The 17,585-nt window shown below is 66.6% G+C and carries 18 protein-coding genes; 5 read left to right on the top strand and 13 right to left on the bottom strand.

Translation table 11 applies throughout. The annotated features are described in order from the left end of the window. The first annotated feature begins 20 nt into the window (after window positions 1–20). The gene (gene disA / locus GSI01S_RS00395) at window positions 21–1,118 is read left to right on the top strand and encodes a DNA integrity scanning diadenylate cyclase DisA (protein ID WP_006894261.1); all 1,098 of its coding nucleotides are present in this window, start codon (window positions 21–23) and stop codon (window positions 1,116–1,118) included. Between the two features lie 10 nt (window positions 1,119–1,128). On the opposite strand, the gene GSI01S_RS00390 is transcribed toward disA, so the two are convergent. Then, window positions 1,129–1,884 carry a hypothetical protein gene (locus GSI01S_RS00390; RefSeq protein WP_006894260.1) on the bottom strand — a complete coding sequence of 252 codons (756 nt, stop codon included), beginning with the start codon at window positions 1,882–1,884 and terminating at the stop codon, window positions 1,129–1,131. Between the two features lie 78 nt (window positions 1,885–1,962). Continuing rightward, entirely contained in the window at window positions 1,963–2,580 is a 618-nt protein-coding gene (locus tag GSI01S_RS00385) for a carbonic anhydrase (RefSeq protein WP_006894259.1), read from the bottom strand. Here GSI01S_RS00385 and GSI01S_RS00380 point away from each other — a divergent pair. Beyond that, window positions 2,579–3,457 (top strand): iron-sulfur binding domain-containing protein, encoded by an 879-nt coding sequence (locus tag GSI01S_RS00380; RefSeq protein ID WP_039866569.1) that lies wholly within the window; start codon window positions 2,579–2,581, stop codon window positions 3,455–3,457. The genes GSI01S_RS00385 and GSI01S_RS00380 overlap by 2 nt on opposite strands. Here GSI01S_RS00380 and GSI01S_RS00375 read toward each other — a convergent pair. After that, complete coding sequence (locus GSI01S_RS00375) at window positions 3,440–4,234, bottom strand: alpha/beta fold hydrolase (RefSeq protein ID WP_006894256.1); 795 nt, start codon at window positions 4,232–4,234, stop codon at window positions 3,440–3,442. The genes GSI01S_RS00380 and GSI01S_RS00375 overlap by 18 nt on opposite strands. A 48-nt stretch (window positions 4,235–4,282) precedes the next feature. Here GSI01S_RS00375 and GSI01S_RS00370 point away from each other — a divergent pair, with 48 nt between their 5' ends. Both GSI01S_RS00370 and GSI01S_RS00365 read left to right on the top strand, forming a co-directional pair. Then, window positions 4,283–4,588, top strand: a complete 306-nt coding sequence (locus GSI01S_RS00370; protein WP_006894255.1) for an antibiotic biosynthesis monooxygenase family protein — start codon at window positions 4,283–4,285, stop codon at window positions 4,586–4,588. 100 nt (window positions 4,589–4,688) lie between these two features. After that, window positions 4,689–6,143 (top strand): aldehyde dehydrogenase, encoded by a 1,455-nt coding sequence (locus GSI01S_RS00365; protein WP_006894254.1) that lies wholly within the window; start codon window positions 4,689–4,691, stop codon window positions 6,141–6,143. A gap of 75 nt (window positions 6,144–6,218) precedes the next feature. On the opposite strand, the gene GSI01S_RS00360 is transcribed toward GSI01S_RS00365, so the two are convergent. Then, complete coding sequence (locus tag GSI01S_RS00360) at window positions 6,219–6,815, bottom strand: TetR/AcrR family transcriptional regulator (protein WP_006894253.1); 597 nt, start codon at window positions 6,813–6,815, stop codon at window positions 6,219–6,221. Between the two features lie 101 nt (window positions 6,816–6,916). Between GSI01S_RS00360 and GSI01S_RS00355 the strand changes: the two genes are divergently transcribed. Further along, window positions 6,917–7,648: a hypothetical protein gene (locus GSI01S_RS00355; RefSeq protein ID WP_006894252.1), complete on the top strand. Its 732-nt coding sequence runs from the start codon at window positions 6,917–6,919 to the stop codon at window positions 7,646–7,648. Between the two features lie 303 nt (window positions 7,649–7,951). On the opposite strand, the gene GSI01S_RS00350 is transcribed toward GSI01S_RS00355, so the two are convergent. From GSI01S_RS00350 to GSI01S_RS00310, 9 genes are read right to left on the bottom strand one after another with little or no spacing between them, the layout of a single operon-like run. Continuing rightward, entirely contained in the window at window positions 7,952–8,554 is a 603-nt protein-coding gene (locus tag GSI01S_RS00350; RefSeq protein ID WP_006894251.1) for a hypothetical protein, read from the bottom strand. Further along, a complete protein-coding gene (locus GSI01S_RS00345; RefSeq protein WP_006894249.1) occupies window positions 8,554–9,330 on the bottom strand; it encodes an Rv1363c family protein in 777 nt (258 codons plus the stop codon). Before GSI01S_RS00345 ends, GSI01S_RS00350 begins: the two co-directional genes overlap by 1 nt. Beyond that, entirely contained in the window at window positions 9,294–10,718 is a 1,425-nt protein-coding gene (locus GSI01S_RS00340; RefSeq protein ID WP_006894248.1) for an MCE family protein, read from the bottom strand. The genes GSI01S_RS00345 and GSI01S_RS00340 overlap by 37 nt, the downstream gene beginning before the upstream one ends. Continuing rightward, the gene (locus GSI01S_RS00335) at window positions 10,718–11,971 is read right to left on the bottom strand and encodes an MCE family protein (RefSeq protein WP_006894247.1); all 1,254 of its coding nucleotides are present in this window, start codon (window positions 11,969–11,971) and stop codon (window positions 10,718–10,720) included. Before GSI01S_RS00335 ends, GSI01S_RS00340 begins: the two co-directional genes overlap by 1 nt. Continuing rightward, window positions 11,971–13,227 (bottom strand): MCE family protein, encoded by a 1,257-nt coding sequence (locus GSI01S_RS00330; protein WP_006894246.1) that lies wholly within the window; start codon window positions 13,225–13,227, stop codon window positions 11,971–11,973. Before GSI01S_RS00330 ends, GSI01S_RS00335 begins: the two co-directional genes overlap by 1 nt. Before the next feature lies 1 nt (window position 13,228). Next, entirely contained in the window at window positions 13,229–14,500 is a 1,272-nt protein-coding gene (locus GSI01S_RS00325; RefSeq protein ID WP_006894245.1) for an MCE family protein, read from the bottom strand. Continuing rightward, entirely contained in the window at window positions 14,497–15,552 is a 1,056-nt protein-coding gene (locus GSI01S_RS00320; RefSeq protein WP_006894244.1) for an MCE family protein, read from the bottom strand. The genes GSI01S_RS00325 and GSI01S_RS00320 overlap by 4 nt, the downstream gene beginning before the upstream one ends. Beyond that, a complete protein-coding gene (locus GSI01S_RS00315) occupies window positions 15,545–16,729 on the bottom strand; it encodes an MCE family protein (RefSeq protein ID WP_006894243.1) in 1,185 nt (394 codons plus the stop codon). The genes GSI01S_RS00320 and GSI01S_RS00315 overlap by 8 nt, the downstream gene beginning before the upstream one ends. Before the next feature lie 4 nt (window positions 16,730–16,733). Next, a complete protein-coding gene (locus GSI01S_RS00310) occupies window positions 16,734–17,585 on the bottom strand; it encodes an MlaE family ABC transporter permease (protein ID WP_006894242.1) in 852 nt (283 codons plus the stop codon).

The following is a 17,585-nucleotide window of genomic DNA, read 5'->3' as shown; positions in this document are numbered from 1 at the left end:
GTACCGCTACCCTAGTTCAGGTGACCGACACCGTTATCCCCGAGTCCAGCCGCGCCGAGCAGATCCGTTCCGCGCTCCGCCGCGTGGCCCCGGGGACCGGGCTTCGCGACGGACTCGAACGCATCCTCCGCGGCGGCACCGGCGCGCTGATCGTCCTCGGATACGACGACGACACCGAGCGGCTCTGCGACGGCGGTTTCCACCTCGACATCGAGTTCGCCCCCACCCGTCTGCGCGAACTGTCGAAGATGGACGGCGCCGTGGTGCTCTCCGACGACGGCAAACGGATCGTGCGCGCCAACGTCCAGCTGATGCCAGATCCCACCATCCCCACTGAAGAGTCGGGCACACGGCACCGCGCCGCCGAGCGGACCGCCATCCAGACCGGGGTCCCGGTGATCTCGGTGAGTGCGTCGATGTCGATCGTGAGCGTGTACGTGGGCGGACAGCGTCGCGTCGTCGAGAACCCGGACGCCATCCTCTCGCGCGCCAACGTCGCGCTCACCACGCTCGAACGATACAAGTCTCGCCTCGACGAGGTCAGCAGCCAGCTCTCGCGCGCGGAGATCGAGGACTACGTGCTGCTGCGCGATGCGATGAGTGCCGCCCAGCGGATGGAGATGGTCCGACGCGTCTCGGTCGAGATCGACGAGTACGTCCTCGAACTCGGAGTCAACGGCAGGCAGGTATCGCTGCAGTTGGAGGAGTTGATCAACGACAACGACACGATGCGCGAACTGCTGGTGCGCGACTACCACGCGAGCCCGGAGCCGGCCAGCACCGAACAGGTGCGCCAGATACTCGAAGCGGTGGAGTCGCTCTCGGACGCCGATCTGCTCGATCTGACGATGGTGGCCGGGGCCTTCGGCTACCCGACCTCGCTCGAGGCCCAGGACACCGCGATGAGCCCCCGCGGCTACCGTCTACTGGCCCGCATCTCCCGCCTGCAGTTCGGCCACATCGACCGGCTCGTCCGTCATTTCGGCACCCTGCAGTCGCTGCTCGCGAGCAGCGCCGCCGATCTTCAGTCGGTCGAGGGCATCGGGAGCATCTGGGCCCGGCACATCCGGGAGGGACTCTCGCGGCTCGCCGAGAGCAGCCTCGAACGGTTCGACTGACGTCGGATCGCTACTGCTGTGCGGGTGCCTGCGCCGGAGCGACGAAGTTGAACGTGATCGGCGCCGACTCACGCTCGGCCAGCTTCGCGGTGGCCTGGTAGCCGCCCGCCGCCACCTGGACGCGCTTCTTGGTGCATCCGGGATTGCTGGTAGTGCCCGACCAGGTGATGGTGTCGGTGACCTGCTGGCCCGGCGCAAGAACCTGGATGTTCACGCCCTTGTCCGGCGCGCAGTCCTGCGCCGACCACAGCGTCCGGCTTCCGTCCAGCGTGCGGACGATGACGTTCTGGGCGGCCTTGCCCACGTCGCGCGAACAGGCGGCGAGTCCGCCGTTGGTGGTGACGATCGTGAAGACCGGCTGGTCGCCGACGGTGTATGTGGGCTTGTCCGTGTAGAGCACCACCGACAGGCTCTGGTCGGAGCATCCGGGAGCACCCGCGTCCGCGGCGGGTGCGTCGGACTGCTGCGCGGGCGCGGGGGCGGGAGCCGAGGGCGTGGCACTCGGATCGCCGCCCTGGCCGTGCTCGCCTCCGCCGCTGGGCGCCTCACTGCTCGGCGGGGCGCTCTGCACTGCGGTCGAAGGCGCCGCGAGCTCGGTCGAGGACTTCGCCGCGGCGTTCTTCGAGTCGGGGGTGCTGTCGGAACCGCCGCTGAGCCAGACGATCAGGAGGATGACCACAACGATCGCGACGACCGCCCCGACGCCGGCGACGAGGCGCCGGCGCCAATACACCTCGGGCGGCAGTGGTCCTTGCGGTTCAATCACGCCCTCAACGGTATCGCCGCTCCCCTGTCAAGAGCAGCGAGGCCGTCCGGCGTGTCGTCGATTCCGCCGACCGAGGGCTCACTCGCCGATGTCGCCGATCACCTCGACCATCTCGACCTGACCGTCTTCGAGACGGTACGTGAGGCCGACGACGGCGAGCGTCCCCTTCTCGACCCGGTCGGCGATGATCTGGCTGCGGTCCATCAGCAGATGCACCGTCTCCTTCACGTGCCTGCCGATGAACCCGTAGTAGTCGTCGATGCCCTCGGCGCGTCCGGCCAGAATGCTCGGCATCACCTTCTCGACGATCGTCCGCACGTAGCCGTTCGGGAGGGTGTTGTTGTCGAGGGACTCGAGCGTCGAGCCGACGGCACCGCAGCTGCTGTGGCCGAGCACCACGATCAGCGGAACATTCAGAACGTCGGGGCCGAACTCGATGGTTCCGAGAACCGCTTCGTCGAGCACATGGCCGGCGGTGCGGACCACGAACATGTCCCCGAGCCCCTGGTCGAAGATGATCTCCGCGGCCAGCCGCGAGTCGCCGCAGCCGAACAGAACCACGTGCGGCTTCTGGCCGGAGACCAGAGCGGCCCGCTGGTCGCTACTCTGGTTCGGATGAATCGACCCCCCACCGACGAAACGCTCGTTGCCTTCTTTGATGACCTGCCATGCTTGCGCGGGGGTTAAGTTCTCCATGAGCGCAAGTATGCCACCGCGCGATGTACTCGATTGGTTCACCCGTGCCCGTCGACCGCTGCCGTGGCGCGAACCGGGCATACCCGGCTGGCACATCCTGATCAGCGAGATCATGCTCCAGCAGACTCCAGTCGCGCGCGTCCTCGAGCCCTGGCAGGAATGGGTGCGGCGGTGGCCGGTTCCGTCCGCGATGGCCGCCGAGACCACCGGAGAAGTGGTCCGCGCGTGGGGCCGGCTGGGGTATCCCCGGCGCGCGATGCGGCTCCACGAATGCGCGGGCGTCCTGGCCGCCGAGCACGGCGACGTGGTCCCCGACGACGTCGACACCCTGCTCGCGCTGCCGGGGATCGGCGACTACACGGCCCGCGCCGTCGCGTGCTTCGCCTACGGCCGATCGGTCCCGGTGGTCGACACCAACGTGCGCAGGGTGATAGCCCGCGCGGTGCACGGCCGGGCGCAGGCCGGAAATCCCGCCAAGCGCGATCTGGCGGAGGCCGCGGCACTGTTGCCCGACGACGGCACCGCGCCGACGTTCTCGGCCGCGGTGATGGAGCTCGGGGCGCTCGTGTGCACTGCGCGCAACCCGCGGTGCGAGGAATGCCCCCTGCTCGGCAGCTGCCGCTGGGTGGCGCGCGGACGACCCGCCCACGACGGTCCCCCGCGTCGCACCCAGAAGTTCGAGGGCACCGACCGCCAGGCCCGCGGACGGCTCCTCGATGTGCTGCGCAGCGGTCGCGGCCCCGTCGAACGAGCCCACCTCGACCTCGCGTGGACCGCCGACCCCGCCCAGCGCGACCGCGCGCTCGACTCACTGCTCGTCGACGGGCTCATCGAGGTCAACGACGACGGATTGTTCTGCCTAGCCGGCGAGGCCTGACAGGAAGGCCTCCACCGCGCCCCGGTACACGCCGGGGCGGTCGTCGTGAACCAGGTGCCCGGCGCCGGGAACTCGCAGATAGGCCGACTGCGGGTACCGCGCCTGACCGCCGCGGACGGCCATGTCTGCCATCTGCCCGGGCGGCGTCACGGAGTGCTCCGCCTCCACCAGCAGCGCGGGCACGTCGACCGCCTCCCACTGCGCCCAGAAGTCTCTGGTGCCCCACTCCTCGGCTATCGCCGCCCAGACGGGGATGCTGCCGTGGAGGCGACCGTCGTCGAAGGCCTCGTAGAAGTACCGGCCGGCGACGTCTCCGAACATCGCGACCGCCTCGTCGAGCCCGGCGAATCGTTCGGGCCAGCTGTCGAACCACGGGGCCCAGTCGCCGGTGGTGCGGCCGCGGAAATCCGGCGCCATGTCCTCGACCACGATCGCGCTCACCAGTTCGGGGAACTCGACTGCCGCGCACCACGCGTGCAGCCCGCCCATCGAGTGACCCACGAGTACCGCGGGTCCGCGGTCGATCCAGGTGATCACCTCTCCGACGTCCGCGACGAACCGCTCGGTGGCGATGTCCTCGGGCGCGGGCGGGCGCGAATCGTCGAACCGGCCCTGATGGTAGGCGGCGTCGAAGGTGAACACTCGTCCGTAGCGGCGCAGCCAGGGAATCTGACGGCTCCAGGTGCGTCCGCGGCCCATCAGTCCGTGCAGCAGAACGATCGCCCCGAGCCCGCCCTCGTCCCTGTCGAGGCCACCGTAGTCAAGGAGTCCATTCACGACTCTCGACCCTAATCCGGCGGGCGGTTCGTCAGTAGGCTGGACGGCATGGCAATAGTGAAGATCAACGCGATCAAGATCCCCGAAGGCGCCGGCCCCGAACTGGAGAAGCGCTTCGCCGCCCGTGCGGGTGTGGTGGACGAGGCCGAGGGATTCCTCGGTTTCCAGCTGCTGCGTCCGGTCAAGGGCGAGGACCGGTACTTCGTCGTCACTCATTGGAAGGACGACGCGAGCTACCAGGCGTGGGCCGGTGGCGATGCCCGCGCCGCGCACAAGAGCGACCGCAAACCCGTCGCCACCGGTGCCGACCTCCTCGAGTTCGAGGTCGTGATCGACGTCGAGCCGAAGTCCTGACGGATCATCACGCACACGGCTTTCGCGCCAAGACGCTGGCAGTGATTTAGAACGTGTTCTAGTATCGAGGAAATAAGGTTTCCCGATACTAGGAGCACGTATGACCGAGCCCATCGAGACCACCCAGCTCTACATCGGCGGGAAGTGGGTCGCACCGCATTCCTCGCAGATTCTCGAGGTGTTCTCGCCCGCCACCGGCGAGAAGGTGGGCTCGGTCCCGCTGGCCGACGAGGTCGACGTTGACAACGCCGTCCGCGCCGCCCGCGAAGCGTTCGACTCCGGCGTGTGGCGCAACACGCCGCCGGCCCAGCGAGCTGCGGTGATCCGTCGGGCAGCGGAGCTGATCAATGAGCGCGGCGGCGAGATCTGCGCCCTCGTCTCGGCCGAGATGGGCGCCACTCCCGGCGACGTCGCGACCCTGCAGCAGCTGGCCGGGACCGGGGTCCTGAACGCCTATGCGGACGCCGCCGACGCATACGAATGGGAGGAGAAGCGGACCGGCCTGTTCGGCGAGAGCCTCGTGGTCCGCGAGCCCGTCGGGGTGGTCGGTGCGATCATCGCGTGGAACGTCCCGCTGTTCCTTTTCTGCAACAAGTTCGGCCCCGCTCTGGCGGCCGGCTGCTCCATCGTGCTCAAGCCCGCCCCCGAGACGCCGCTGAACGCGAATCTCCTGGCTGAGATCTTCACCGAGGCGGGCATTCCGGAGGGCGTGATCTCCGTGGTACCCGGCGGCGTCGAGACCGGCCAGGCGCTCGTCGATCACCCCGACGTCGACAAGATCACGTTCACCGGCTCCACCGCGGCGGGCCGCGCCATCGCCGCACGCTGCGGTGACCAGCTCAAGCGCTGCTCGCTGGAACTTGGAGGCAAGTCCGCGGCCATCGTCCTCGAAGACGCCGACATCGCCGCCAGCGCGCCGATGCTCGTCTTCTCGGGCATCCTGAACTCCGGTCAGGCCTGCGTCGCACAGACGCGCGTGCTGGTCCCCCGCAGCAAGCACGACGAGGTGGTCGACGCGATGGTCGCGGTTGCCTCCACCTTCACCCCGGGACTGCCCGACGACCCGGAGACGAAGGTCGGCCCGATCATCAACGACAAGCAGCACGCCAAGGTCACCGGCTACATCGCCAAGGGCAAGTCGGAGGGGGCCACCGCCGTTCTCGAGGTGCCCGCACCGGAGATCGGCACCGGCAACTTCGTCGGTCCCACCATCTTCACCGGCGTCACCAACGACATGACAATCGCCCGCGAAGAGATCTTCGGTCCGGTGATCAGCGTGATCGCCTACGACGATCTCGACGAGGCCATCGCCATCGCCAACGACTCCGACTACGGTCTCGCGGGCTCGGTCTGGACCACCGACATCGACAAGGGTGTCGAGGTCGCCAAGCAGATCCGCACCGGAACGATGGGCATCAACTGGTACGCGATCGACCCGTCGTCGCCCTTCGGCGGCTACAAGAAGTCCGGCATCGGCCGAGAGAACGGCCGCGAAGGACTCGAGAGCTACCTCGAGCACAAGGCCATCCTCATGCCGATGGGTTACACCTCGTAGCGCTCCCTCCCAAGAGCCGGCGCCCGCCTCCGAATCACCCCGGAGGCGGGCGCCATTTCATTCAGCGCCTGCGGCTCACACCCCAGCGAACGCCCGGACAGTCCGCTCCGCCACAGCCGCGACGTACGCGGCATCGGCGACGTCGTCAGTCATCAGGATCCGGAAGTAGAGCGGACTCGCGGCGGTCTCCAGAAACTCCCGCACATCGGTAGTCGACGGGAGTTCCCCTCGAGCGACAGCGCGCTCGACGATGACACCGCTGCGCAGGAACCGCTCATCCCAGAAGGCGGCGCGAGCGCGGCGTACGTCGTCCTCTGCCACGTCCACCGTCACCGCTGCCTGCACGACCGCGCGAATCGCGCGGTCCCCCAGCGCCTCGACGATGCCCGACAGGAGCAGTTCGAGGTCGCCTCGCAACGAGCCGGTGTCGGGCGTCGCGACGTTCGTGCGAGCGAACCGAGTCAGGATGTCGCCGATGAGTGCCGCTTTCGTCGACCATCGGCGGTAGACGGTCGTCTTGTTGACACCAGCGCGATCCGCGACGTCGGTGAGTTGCAGTCCCGCGTACCCGACTTCCGCGAGGATCTCGAGCGTCGCCTGGTGAACCGCTGCGACCACCCGGGCGGAACGACCGCCCGGACGTCGACGTTCGGATACCGCATCGCCGGTCATCTCCGCTCAGCCCCTTTCATCGCCGCACTCGTCGCACCTCCGGACAAACGCAACTATAGTTGCTTTAAATTCCATTGGCGACCGACGGACGGAGCTTTCGAGTGAACGAGAACGATGTGACGATCACAGCCGTGATCGATGGCCGCAGAGTCGGCCGCGACGAAGTGCTCGCCTGGGAGGCGCGCCGGATCCCGCGAGCCTCAAGGAAACTCGGCATGAAGGCTCCCTCGGGTCCGGTCGAAGATATGCGGCGCGCGTTCTGCGATGGCAAGTTCGAGCTGGGGGTCGATGAGATCCGGCGCCGCCTGGCCCGCGACATCCGACTGTCGGATGCGGTCGCACGCGTCACCGGCGGGCTGTCGGGAGGTCGCAGAGCCACCAGCGTCTGTGATCTGTATGTAGAGGGCGGGGACGCTCAGGGGTTCGTGGACTGGTTCTCGGATGCGGGCCGCGACGATTATGCGTGGAGCATGGTCGTCGCGAGTCCGGACCACTTCATCATCGACAGCACGGCGGACGGCAGGCAGGAGGTGATCGAGACGACCGGTGGCAGTCCCTTCGCAACCCGGTTCTTCGTCGACTACGACGACACCTCCCGGCTGACCACCGCGCGGGATCCGGCGTTCGCACTCGAACTCGCCGGAGTCGCTCGGACCGGCGCGGATACGGCAGTCGGCGGCGTACGTCATCAGCTTCGCGACGACAGGTACGGCTTTCACCTCCGCGCGTGCGTGGAGTTCCCGAAACTCATGGCACCGCAGATGGTTAAAGAACACCGCTGGCATCTCGCGTGCGAGTTCAGCAATTGGATCGAAGGAGCCTTCTCCGCCTGACCGGTTGGACGGGCTCGAGTGAGTGCCGCGGTGGCCGCGGCGCTCGAAGACACTGGCACTGTCCGTACGGACATCGTGTCGAGCGGGCAGGCCGTACGCGGCCCAGCGGGTGTCACGCGGTTTCGACTCGCTGCGCTCGCTCAACCAGCCTGGAAAGGGCCACTGGACCAGCCTGGAAAGGGCCACTGGACCAGCCTGGGAAGAGCCACTGGACCAGCCTGGGATGGACCCGCTCAACCAGCCTGGGACCAGCCTGCCGAGGGCTTCAACCAGACCGGAGCCGCTCGGAGAGCGGCGCGAGGCTCAGCCCGCGGGCGTCGACTGCGGTGCCGGAGAGCTCGGGGCGCTCGGAATGGGCACGGCGTTCGACGGCGGCGTCTCGCCACCGGACTGCACGTTCTTCTGCAGACTGTCGTCGGTGAGGATGTCGATCTCGTTGATCTTCCAGTCGTCGCCCTGCTTCTCCATGCCGAAGATCAGGCGGCTCTTGTCGACCTGAACGTCCTCGGCGTTGTTCCGGGTCGACGACTGGTTGATGAACAGCAGCACCTTCGCGGTGTCGCGGGTGTTCTCCATGACGCCGGAGTCCTGAACCGTCACGACGGTCGAGACCCCCTCCTGCTTGACGCCCTCGGCCACCTTCGACTCGACGATGTGCTTCTGATAGTCCTTCTGTGCCCCGCCCGTGAGCCGGCCCATCGTGGTGTTGATGTGCGCGTCGACGGTCTTGGAGTTCCACGAGAACATGTCCACGACGTACGTCTGCGCAGCCGACAGCGCGGAGTCACGCGCCCGCTCCTGCGCGGCCGCGTTCGCGTAGACGATGCCCAGCGCGATCGTCACGCCGACGACGATCACCACGATCAATCCCAGTACCGGCAGCAGCCAGCGCTGCACTCGACTCATCACGCCACCCAATCGAAGTACGTCATCTTCAGCTCACCGTTGATGCGTGTCATGTCCACGCGGGCGCGGAATGTCGTCGACTCGCTGCTCTTCGGGTCGTTCTTCGGGTGGCCCTCCCAGCCGTACACGATGAGCACCGAGCCCTCGTCCTCGTCGGCCTTCGACACCGCGTCGGCGAGGATCGTCGTCTTGGTGACCAGGTCACCCTTGCGGACCATGTCCGCGACCTGCTTCATGTTCTCCTGGAACATCTGCTTCGCGCGGCCACTGGTCTTGTCGATCGCGTTCTTGTACATCTGGTCGGCGTTCTGCGGGTCGAGCGTGGTCATCGACACCACCATCTGCTGGGCGAAGGTGGAGTATTCGGCCCGCCACTGCCGCTGCTGCTCGATCTGGTGGTACTGGTAGCCGAACACGCCCGACAGCACCGCGCCGATCACCAGGACGAGCGACGTGAGCACCACCGCGACGATCATCAGCTTCGAGCCGTCGCCGGCCTTCTGCCGCGTGGACTTGCGCACCACACCGCGGCTGCGCCGACGCTCACGGTATCCGGCGCTGCGCTCCACCTCTTCGGGGTCGGGCTCCGGTTCCGGTTCGGCGGCCGGGGCCTCGTCGACCGGCTCGGCCGGCTGCTCGGTCTCGGTCTCCACGGCCGGTTCGGCCTCGGACTTCTTCGGCTTCTTGCGTCGTCGGCTCAGCGGACTGGAGCGGCGGACAACGTCGTCTTCGGGCGAGTTCAGGACTCCACCGTCTTCGTGATCAGGTCGTACCATTTCTGCTTCTTGCCCTGCGCCTGCTGATTCTCAGCGGTCACATAGGTCTTTCCGTCGGGTCCGATGAATTGTCCCGTCTGCGGATCGTAGGTGGTGGCGTAGACCGCCGGCGACGGATCGTAGTCGCTCGGGGTTCCCGGCACCACGCGCCCGGCCGGCTGCTTCGGCAGGTCGGTGCCCGGCAGGCCGTTCGGGAAGGCGACGTTGTCGCGCTTGGAGGGAACGAAACCGGTCTTGCACTCCTCGGGTGTCGGAGCACGGCGGCCCGGATACTCGACGCACGGGAAGTTTCGTGCGCCTCGGACCGCGGCCTGAGCGTCTTGCGGAAGCCGGCAGAGCAGGCCCGGCGGCAGGTCGCGGGCATCCTGCTCTGACGGGAAACGCCATTGGTCGGTCGGCATGAACCCGACAGTACAGGTCGGCGGATCCTGGAAGCCGAGCGTGAAGTTCACGTTGGGACCGTGCCGGTTGGAGCCGGAGTTGATCGCGGTGATCAGCGCGGAGAGCACGCGCGGATACAACACGATCGTCTGCCGCAGATTCGGCAGATACACCGCCTGCGTGTGCGCGGCCACCGACAGATTCGAGATCGCCAGCGGGAACGAGTCACTCATGTCCTCGAACAGTTTCTGCGCCTGCGACGCCACACCGGGACCCTTGGCGAGGATGTCGGTGATGTCGGGGCGGCTGGCGCGGAGCTGATCGGTCACCTTCGTCAGATCCTTGGTCCACGAGCGGATCTGGTCGGCGGTGCGGTTCTGGGTCGCCAGTATCGGCCCGGCCTGGTCGACCAGATCGATGGTGGCGTCCACGTTCTTGTTCAACGCGCCGACGAAGAGCACCATCGAGTCCATCAATCGCTGAAGATCCTCACCGGTGCCGTTGAACGCGGTGAAAGCCTCGTCCATCACCGAGCGGAGCTTGGTGTCGCTGACCTGGTTGAGCAGCGCGTCGGCTTGGTCGAGCATCGAGGAGATCTCCACCGGGACATCGCTGCTCGTGACCGTCGCCCCGTTGCCCAGGTTGTCGCTCGACGGGTTCTTGGGCGGCTCGAAGTTGACGAACTGCTCGCCGACCGCGGAGACGCTGCGGACCGAGGCCGCGGAGTTCGCGGGGATGTCGGTGCCGGAGTCGATCGTCAGCGTCGCCGAGACGCCCGTCGGCGTCAGACGGACGCCGGTGACCTTGCCGACGTCCACGCCGCGGTAGCTGACGTTGGCGTTCTCGTAGAGGCCACCGGTCGACGGCAGTTCCAGCGTCATCGTGTAGGTGCCGATCCCGAACATCTGCGGGAGCCGGATGTAGAACACCGCCATCGCGACCATCGAGATGACCGTGACGATGCTGAAGATGATCAGCTGCACACGGACGAAATGCGTGATCTTCATCAGTTGCCGCCCTGGATCTTCGGAAGCAGGTCGAGCGGCGAGGGATTCGCCGGATTCTGCTGCTTACGCTCTGTCGGTCCCTTCTTCAAGGGCGCCGAGTACGGATTCGCACCCTGCTTGGCCCCACCCGCCGGCTTGCCGACGACGGTCTCCGGCCCGGCCGCGGTCACCGAGGCGACCATCGTCTTGCCCAGTCGGTTCCAGGTCAGGTCGAGCACGAGATCGGAGTTGACGTAGTCGCCCTTCACGATCGTCGGAATCAGATCCTCGACGAACGGGAAGGTCAGCAGGATCCGCAGTGAGTTGGTGAGCGCCGGACCCGTCATCGACAGCTGATCGAGCAACTCGCGCATATTCGGCACGATCGTCTTGATGTCGTCGCTGTTCTTGCGGAGCACCTCGTTGGCGGTGGCCGAGAGCTTGCCGACCCCGTCCATCGCGCTGGTCAGATTCTTGCGCTGATCCACGAGCAGTTGCAGAATCCTCGGGCCGCTCTCCAGCGCACGCTGGACGGTCGGCGTCTGGCGGTTGATCGTCTCCGCCAGCCGATCGAGGCCGGACATGGCGTCGATGATGTTGTCCGTCTGCGTGTTCAAGTCGGAGACCAGGGTGTTCAGCCGCGGGATGAGGCTCTTGAGCGTCCCCTCGTTACCTCCGACGATCTGGTCCAATTCGTGGACCACGTCGCCCATCTGCGACAGTCCGCCGCCGTTGAGGACCACCGACAGCGAACTCAACACCTGTTCGGTGGTCGGATACATGCACGGATCGACGGTCTGCGCCGAGGTGATGTCGGGGATCTTCTTGGGATCGGTCTGGGCCAGGTTCTGCTGCTCCGGGCAGTTCGGCAGCGCCAACGAGCCGCCTTCACGGAGATACTGCCCGCTCGGGTGGTCGGGCGGAACGATCGCGATGTGCGACGAGCCGAGCACGCTGGTCATCCCGATCATCGCGTGCGAACCGACCGGCACCTTGACGTCCCCGTTCAGTCGGAGCGTCACCTTCGCGGTCCAGTCGTCGATCGTGATGTCGCCGACGCTGCCGACGGTCGCGTCGTTCATCATCACCGGCGCGTTGCGCACCAGGCCCGCGGCCGACGGGATGCGAGCGGTGATCCGGTAGGCGTCCGAACCCGTTCCCGCGGCACCGACGGCCGACACCGTGGAGATGGTGCCGCTGCTGCAGCCCGCCATGACGGGGACGACGATGAGGCCCGCACACGCCACGGCGGCGACCAATTTCTTCGACCTCATCAGCCCTCACCTCCGAACGGCACCAGCAGCTTCCCCAGCGGATCGGGATTGGCGTTGCGGCTGGCCGCATCGCGCTCACGCACGCCGGCCTGGGCGCGCTGCTTCACGCTCTCGTTCTGGTAGGTGATCTGGTCCGGATTCGCCGTACGTCCGATCACCGGGTTCGCCATGAAGGGCGGGTAGTTGACCACGACGTCCTTCATCACCGGACCGATGATGTCGACGCACTGCTCGATGTCCTTCTCGGTGTCGCCGGGGCGAGCGGTGGACGCCATCGATCCGCACAGCAGCGTGATCAGGTTGTTGCCCATGCCGAGACCGAAGACGCCGTCGAGCGACCCGGTCAGCGGGTTGTAGATGTTGAAGAAGTTGGCGAGCTGGTTGGGTGCGGAGTGCAGCAGGCCGCGCAGTTGCTCGTCCTTGCGCTTGAGCGTGCCGGTCAGCTGCGCCAACTTGCTCATTGTGGAGGTGACGACGCCGCTGTTGGTCCCGAGGAAGCCCTCGAGCTCACCGACCGCCTCGTTCAGATTCGTCATCGCATCGCCGAGATCGTCGCTGCTGCCTTCGAGCACGCTGCTGACGCTGGCCATCCGCCCGTTGAACTGCACCAACTGCTCGTGGCTCGTCGAGAGTGCGTCGGTCAGCTTCTGCAGGCTCTTGATGGTGGCGAAGACATCGTCGCGGTTGTCCGACAGCGTGCCCATGACCGTCGACATCTGCTTGATCGAGTCGGCGATCGCCTGGCCGTTGCCCGACAGGTTCTTATCCATCACGTTGATGGCGTCGGCGGCGGTGCCCGGCTCGGCGCCGTGCGGGCCGACGGCCTTGGTGAGCTCGTCGAGTTGCTTCTTGACGTCGTCCCACTCCATCGGCACGGCCGTCCGCTCCATCGGGATGGAGTCGCCGTCCTGCAGCTTCGCGCCCTTGTCGTACACCGGAGTCAGCTGGATGAACCGGCCGGACACGAGTGACTGCGCGACGATCACGGCACGCGCATCGGCCGGGATCGGGGTGTCGTCGTCGATGCGCATCGTGACCTTGACATCGCCGCGACGGGTCTCGATGGACGAGACCTTGCCGATATTGACGCCGATCACGCGCACCGGGTCGCCGCTGTAGAGGCCGCTCACCGACGGGAAATAGGCGGTGATGGTCCGCGTGGTCGCCTTCTGGACGCCGAGAAACACCCCGACGGCCAGCAGCACCAGTACGACGACTCCGGCGATGATCGCCCACACTCGTTTCGAGATGCCCACGTCAGCCTCCCGTTCCGTGACGCTGGCTGGGGTTCAGGTCATTGTTGTTCTGCGGTTGCTGCGGGATGGGCGTCGGGTACTGACGCTTGGGCGAGGGACGTCCCACGTCCGGGGCGCCCGCATCCGGCCCCTGGTTCCAGTTCTTCGGGAACAGCGGGTTACCCGAGTACTGGTAGAAGTACTTCGCCGCCTCGGGGTACTTGCGCTGCAGGACCTTCAGGAACGTGCCGAAGTAGTCGCCCCACGTCGGCAGTCCGACGAGCGAGGAGAAGTACGGTCCCGAGCTGACCGCCTCACCGAGGATGTTGGCGTACGGACCGAGGTTGTCGATCGCCTTGCCGAAGTTCTCCTCGTTGTCGTTGAGGATGTCGAGCACGCCGTTGAACTTGTCGAGCACCGGCTTCAGCTGAGCGTTGTTGTCTTCGACGAACCCGGTGATCTCGGCGGTGACGTCCTTGGTCCCCTTGATCACCTGACGCAGCGCTTCGCGGCGGATGTTGAGCTCGCCGAGCAGTGCATTGGCGTCGATCAACATGTCGCGGATCTGGTTGCTGCGCTGACCGACGATCTGGGTCACCCCGCGGGCCTGCCGCAGCAGGTCGCTGAGCGCGTTGTCGCGATCGGCGATCGCCTTCGACAGCCGGCTCACCCCCTCGACGGCCCCGCTGACATTGGCCGGTGTCTTCGAGAACGTCTCGGTGAGGGTTTCGAGCGCCTTGTTGAGCTGATCGGTGTCGGTGGTCGCCAGGGTGGAGGTCGCATCCTCCAGAGCGTCCGACAGCGAGTACGGCGACACGGTCGAATCCACCGGGATCGACCCGCCGGGCTTGATCCGGCCGGTGCCGATCGGTGTGATCGTCAGATTGCGCCGTCCCAGGACGGTCTCGGTCTTGATCGCCGCGCGGGTGCGATCGCCCATGACGACCGTGTCGTTGAGCCGGAACCTGATCTTGGCCTTGAGTCCCTGATCGGTCTCGGCCAGGCTGATGCCCTCGACGGTGCCGACGTTGACGCCGGCCACCAGCACCACGTCCCCGGTGACCAGACCACCCGCGTCGTCGAAGTAGACGTCGTAGGTGCTGATCTGCGAGAGGTACGGCAGCCGGTCCATCTGCATGGCCATGATCACGACCATCGCGGTGATGAGTGCGCCGATGATTCCGACCTGATACTTGGGCCGCCCCGCACGGTGGAAGGGCTTGGTCTCGGCCTGAGTGACGTCGACGTCCGGATCCTGCGACTCGGCGGGCTCGGGATTCACGTTCTCACTCAACTCGCGCACCTCCCGCCCGCTCTGGTCTGATCGCCCATCGCGTCGATCGCCGTGAAGTAGTACTGGGTGTTGCCCGGACCGGGCAGCAGCAGCCGGATACGGCAGAAGTAGATCTGCAGCCAGGCCCCGTAACTGCCGAGGTTGGAGAGCATCTTGAAGTCGCCGGGCAGGCGACCGAGCAGATTGCGGATGAAGGGCTCGGCCTTGAGCGCCTGCTCGCTGGTCCGCCCGAGCGCCGACACCGTCTCCTTGAGATCCGGGCGGGTGGCGTTCATCAGGCTCGCCAATCCGGTGGTGGCCTGGCTCGCCTGGCTGATCGCCTCGCCGTACACACCGCGGTCCTGGGCGAGTCCGGAGATCAGCTTCTGCATCCGGTCCACGCTCTGGTCCAGGCCCTTGTGGTCGGCCTCGAGCGTGGAGAGCGTCTTGTTGAGGTTGTCGATGACGCTGCCGATCAGCTGGTCGCGGTCGGCGATCTTGTTCGTGAACTCCGAGGTGCTGGCGAGCAGCGTGTTCAGTCCCGCGCCCTGCCCCTGGAAGATCGCGATCAGCGAGGAGGTCAGCTGATTGACCTCATCGGGGTCCAGCGTCCGGAACAGCGGCTTGAATCCGCCGAGCAGGTTGTCGAGGTCCAGAGCGGGCTCGGTCTGCTTCAGCGGGATCTGATCGCCCGCCGACAGCGTCTGGCTCATGTCGCCGGTGCCCGGCTGCAGCTCCAGATAGCGGTCGCCGGTGAGATTCTGGTACCGGATCCGGGCCTGCACCGACTTCGGCAGCCGGTAGTTGTCGTTGACCGTGAACGTGACCTCGGCCTGGTTGTCGCGATTGAGTTCCACCGAACTCACGGCACCGACGTCGACGCCCGCGATCTTGACGACGCTGCCGGACTTCATGGCGGAGGCGCTGGCGAAGACGGCGCTGTACTTGTCACTGCTTCCGCCCTGGTAACGGCTGAACACCAGCACCAGGCCGACGAGCACCAGGATCATGGCGAGGGCGAAGGCGCCGAGCTTGATGACGGTCGCGCGGAATGCGCGTGCGCGACTATCCACGGGGGGTACCTCCGAACAGCAACTGGAAGAGCTTGCGCGACTCCACCTTCGGGGTGGTGCGCGGCTGATACGGCTGCGGCGCGTTGTCGATGACGTAGAACGGGATGTGTTCCTTGGACTGCACATCGGTCAGTCCGGCCTGGCAGGTCGGCGGGCCGTCGCCGTGGACCTCGGGCAGGTCCTGCGGGTAGCGGTACGGGTCCTGACCGGGGATCAGTCCGGCGTCGAGCAGCAGCATGCCGTTGCGCCCGCCGAGCAGCGGCGTGGCGATGTCGGTGGCGTCCGACGCCGCGGTGATGAAGCACCGCAGTCCCGGCGCCTGCCTGCCGAGCAGCCGGCTGACCGGGTTGAGATCGGTCAGAGTAGAGATGAGGTTCTTCTTCGACGCCGTCAGCACGCCGTTGACGGTGTTGGTCATGCCGGTGACGTTGATGAGCAGCGCGTCGAGATTCGCCGCGTTGTCGACCAGGGTGTTCCCGACGACGGTCGCGTTGTCGAGCACGCGCATCAGATCGGGCATCGCGTCGGCGTAGACGTTGGTGGCGTCTGCACCCTCGCGGAGCAGCCGGTTGAGCTCGGGCAGGTGCGGGTTGGTCTTGCCGAGCACGTCCGTGAGCTGGACCAGCGCGTCGCCGATCTGCTTGCCGCGTCCCGAGAGTGCCTCGTCGACGGCCCCGATGGTGACGTTGAGCTTGTCCGGCTGCAGCTCGGCGAGCACGTTGACCAGCTGCTGGTACACCGTGTTCAACTCCACGACCACGTGGTCGGCGGTGATGACCGAGCCCGCCCGCAGCTGTCCCTCCGGTCCGGACTCCGGCACCACCAGGTTCACGGCCTTGGCCCCGAAGATCGTGTTCGACTTGATGTCGGCCTTGACGTTGGCCGGAACCATGCCGATCTGGTCGGAGGCCATGTAGAGCTTGAGTTCGGCCCGGTCACCGAGGGTGGTCACCGATGCGACGCGCCCGACCTCCACTCCGCGGAGCTTGACCTTCGCGTCGGGATTCATCACCAGTCCCGCGCGCGGCGCGAAGAGGGTGACCGTCTCGGTGCTGGCGAACCATCCGAGGAACTGCCCGGACGCCAGCGCGACGATGCCGGCGAGCACGCCGACCATGATGACGGCTGCGAGCTTCCGGGTGCGGTCGCTGTAGCCTCTGCTGTTCTTCTTCGCCATCCGTTCAGCCCGCCAGATTGAACTTGCCGTCGGCGCCGTAGATCGCGAGCGACGTCAGAAGGGTGATGACCACGACCACGACCAGCGAGGCGCGGACCGCGTTGCCGACCGCCACACCGACGCCGACCGGACCGCCGGACGCGTTGAATCCGTAGTAGGTGTGGATGAGCATGACCGCGACGGCCATGCAGATCGCCTGTACGAACGACCACAGGATGTCCGACGGGATCAGGAACGTGGAGAAGTAGTGGTCGTACACGCCGGAGGACTGACCGTAGAGCACCACGGTCGCGAACCGGCTGGCCAGGAACGACGCCAGCGCCGCGAGGGAGTACAGCGGAATGATCGCGACCAGTCCCGCGACGATGCGCGTGCTCACCAGGTAGGGCACGGACGCGATCGCCATCACTTCCAGGGCGTCGATCTCCTCGGACACTCGCATCGCGCCGAGCTGAGCGGTGGCCCCCGCGCCGATCGTCGCCGCCAGGGCGATGCCGGCGATCACCGGGACGGCGATTCGCACGTTGATGAACGCGGAGAAGAAGCCGGTGAGGGCCTCGACGCCGATGTTCGCGAGCGAGTTGTATCCCTGGACGGCGATCGTGCCGCCGGTGAACAGGGTCAGGAAGCCGACCACGACCACCGTGCCGCCGATCATCGCGAGCGCACCGGTACCCATGGAGATCTCCGCGATGAGGCGGAGCGTCTCCTTCTTGTAGAGCCGGACGGCACGCGGAATCGAGGCGATCGCGTCCCAGTAGAAGAGGGCCTGATCACCGATCTTGTTCCAGTCCTCGCCGGCGCGCTTGAGCGCGACACGGGCAGTGAGCAGACGGGTAGTACCTGGCAGAACCAT

It is taken from the genome of Gordonia sihwensis NBRC 108236 (assembly GCF_000333035.1).
GTDB lineage: Bacteria > Actinomycetota > Actinomycetes > Mycobacteriales > Mycobacteriaceae > Gordonia > Gordonia sihwensis.
This window is presented reverse-complemented; position numbering and strand designations above follow the sequence as displayed.

Excerpts from the sequence above, each read along its gene's own strand:
- GSI01S_RS00380 (WP_039866569.1), top strand. The coding sequence starts at position 2,579 with ATGAGCGCAAGTATGCCACCGCGCGATGTACTCGATTGGTTCACCCGT.
- GSI01S_RS00385 (WP_006894259.1), bottom strand. The coding sequence starts at position 2,580 with ATGGAGAACTTAACCCCCGCGCAAGCATGGCAGGTCATCAAAGAAGGC.
- GSI01S_RS00370 (WP_006894255.1), top strand. The coding sequence starts at position 4,283 with ATGGCAATAGTGAAGATCAACGCGATCAAGATCCCCGAAGGCGCCGGC.
- GSI01S_RS00365 (WP_006894254.1), top strand. The coding sequence starts at position 4,689 with ATGACCGAGCCCATCGAGACCACCCAGCTCTACATCGGCGGGAAGTGG.
- GSI01S_RS00360 (WP_006894253.1), bottom strand. The coding sequence starts at position 6,815 with ATGACCGGCGATGCGGTATCCGAACGTCGACGTCCGGGCGGTCGTTCC.
- GSI01S_RS00350 (WP_006894251.1), bottom strand. The coding sequence starts at position 8,554 with ATGAGTCGAGTGCAGCGCTGGCTGCTGCCGGTACTGGGATTGATCGTG.
- GSI01S_RS00345 (WP_006894249.1), bottom strand. The coding sequence starts at position 9,330 with ATGGTACGACCTGATCACGAAGACGGTGGAGTCCTGAACTCGCCCGAA.
- GSI01S_RS00340 (WP_006894248.1), bottom strand. The coding sequence starts at position 10,718 with ATGAAGATCACGCATTTCGTCCGTGTGCAGCTGATCATCTTCAGCATC.
- GSI01S_RS00335 (WP_006894247.1), bottom strand. The coding sequence starts at position 11,971 with ATGAGGTCGAAGAAATTGGTCGCCGCCGTGGCGTGTGCGGGCCTCATC.
- GSI01S_RS00315 (WP_006894243.1), bottom strand. The coding sequence starts at position 16,729 with ATGGCGAAGAAGAACAGCAGAGGCTACAGCGACCGCACCCGGAAGCTC.
- GSI01S_RS00310 (WP_006894242.1), bottom strand. The coding sequence starts at position 17,585 with ATGGTTCTGCCAGGTACTACCCGTCTGCTCACTGCCCGTGTCGCGCTC.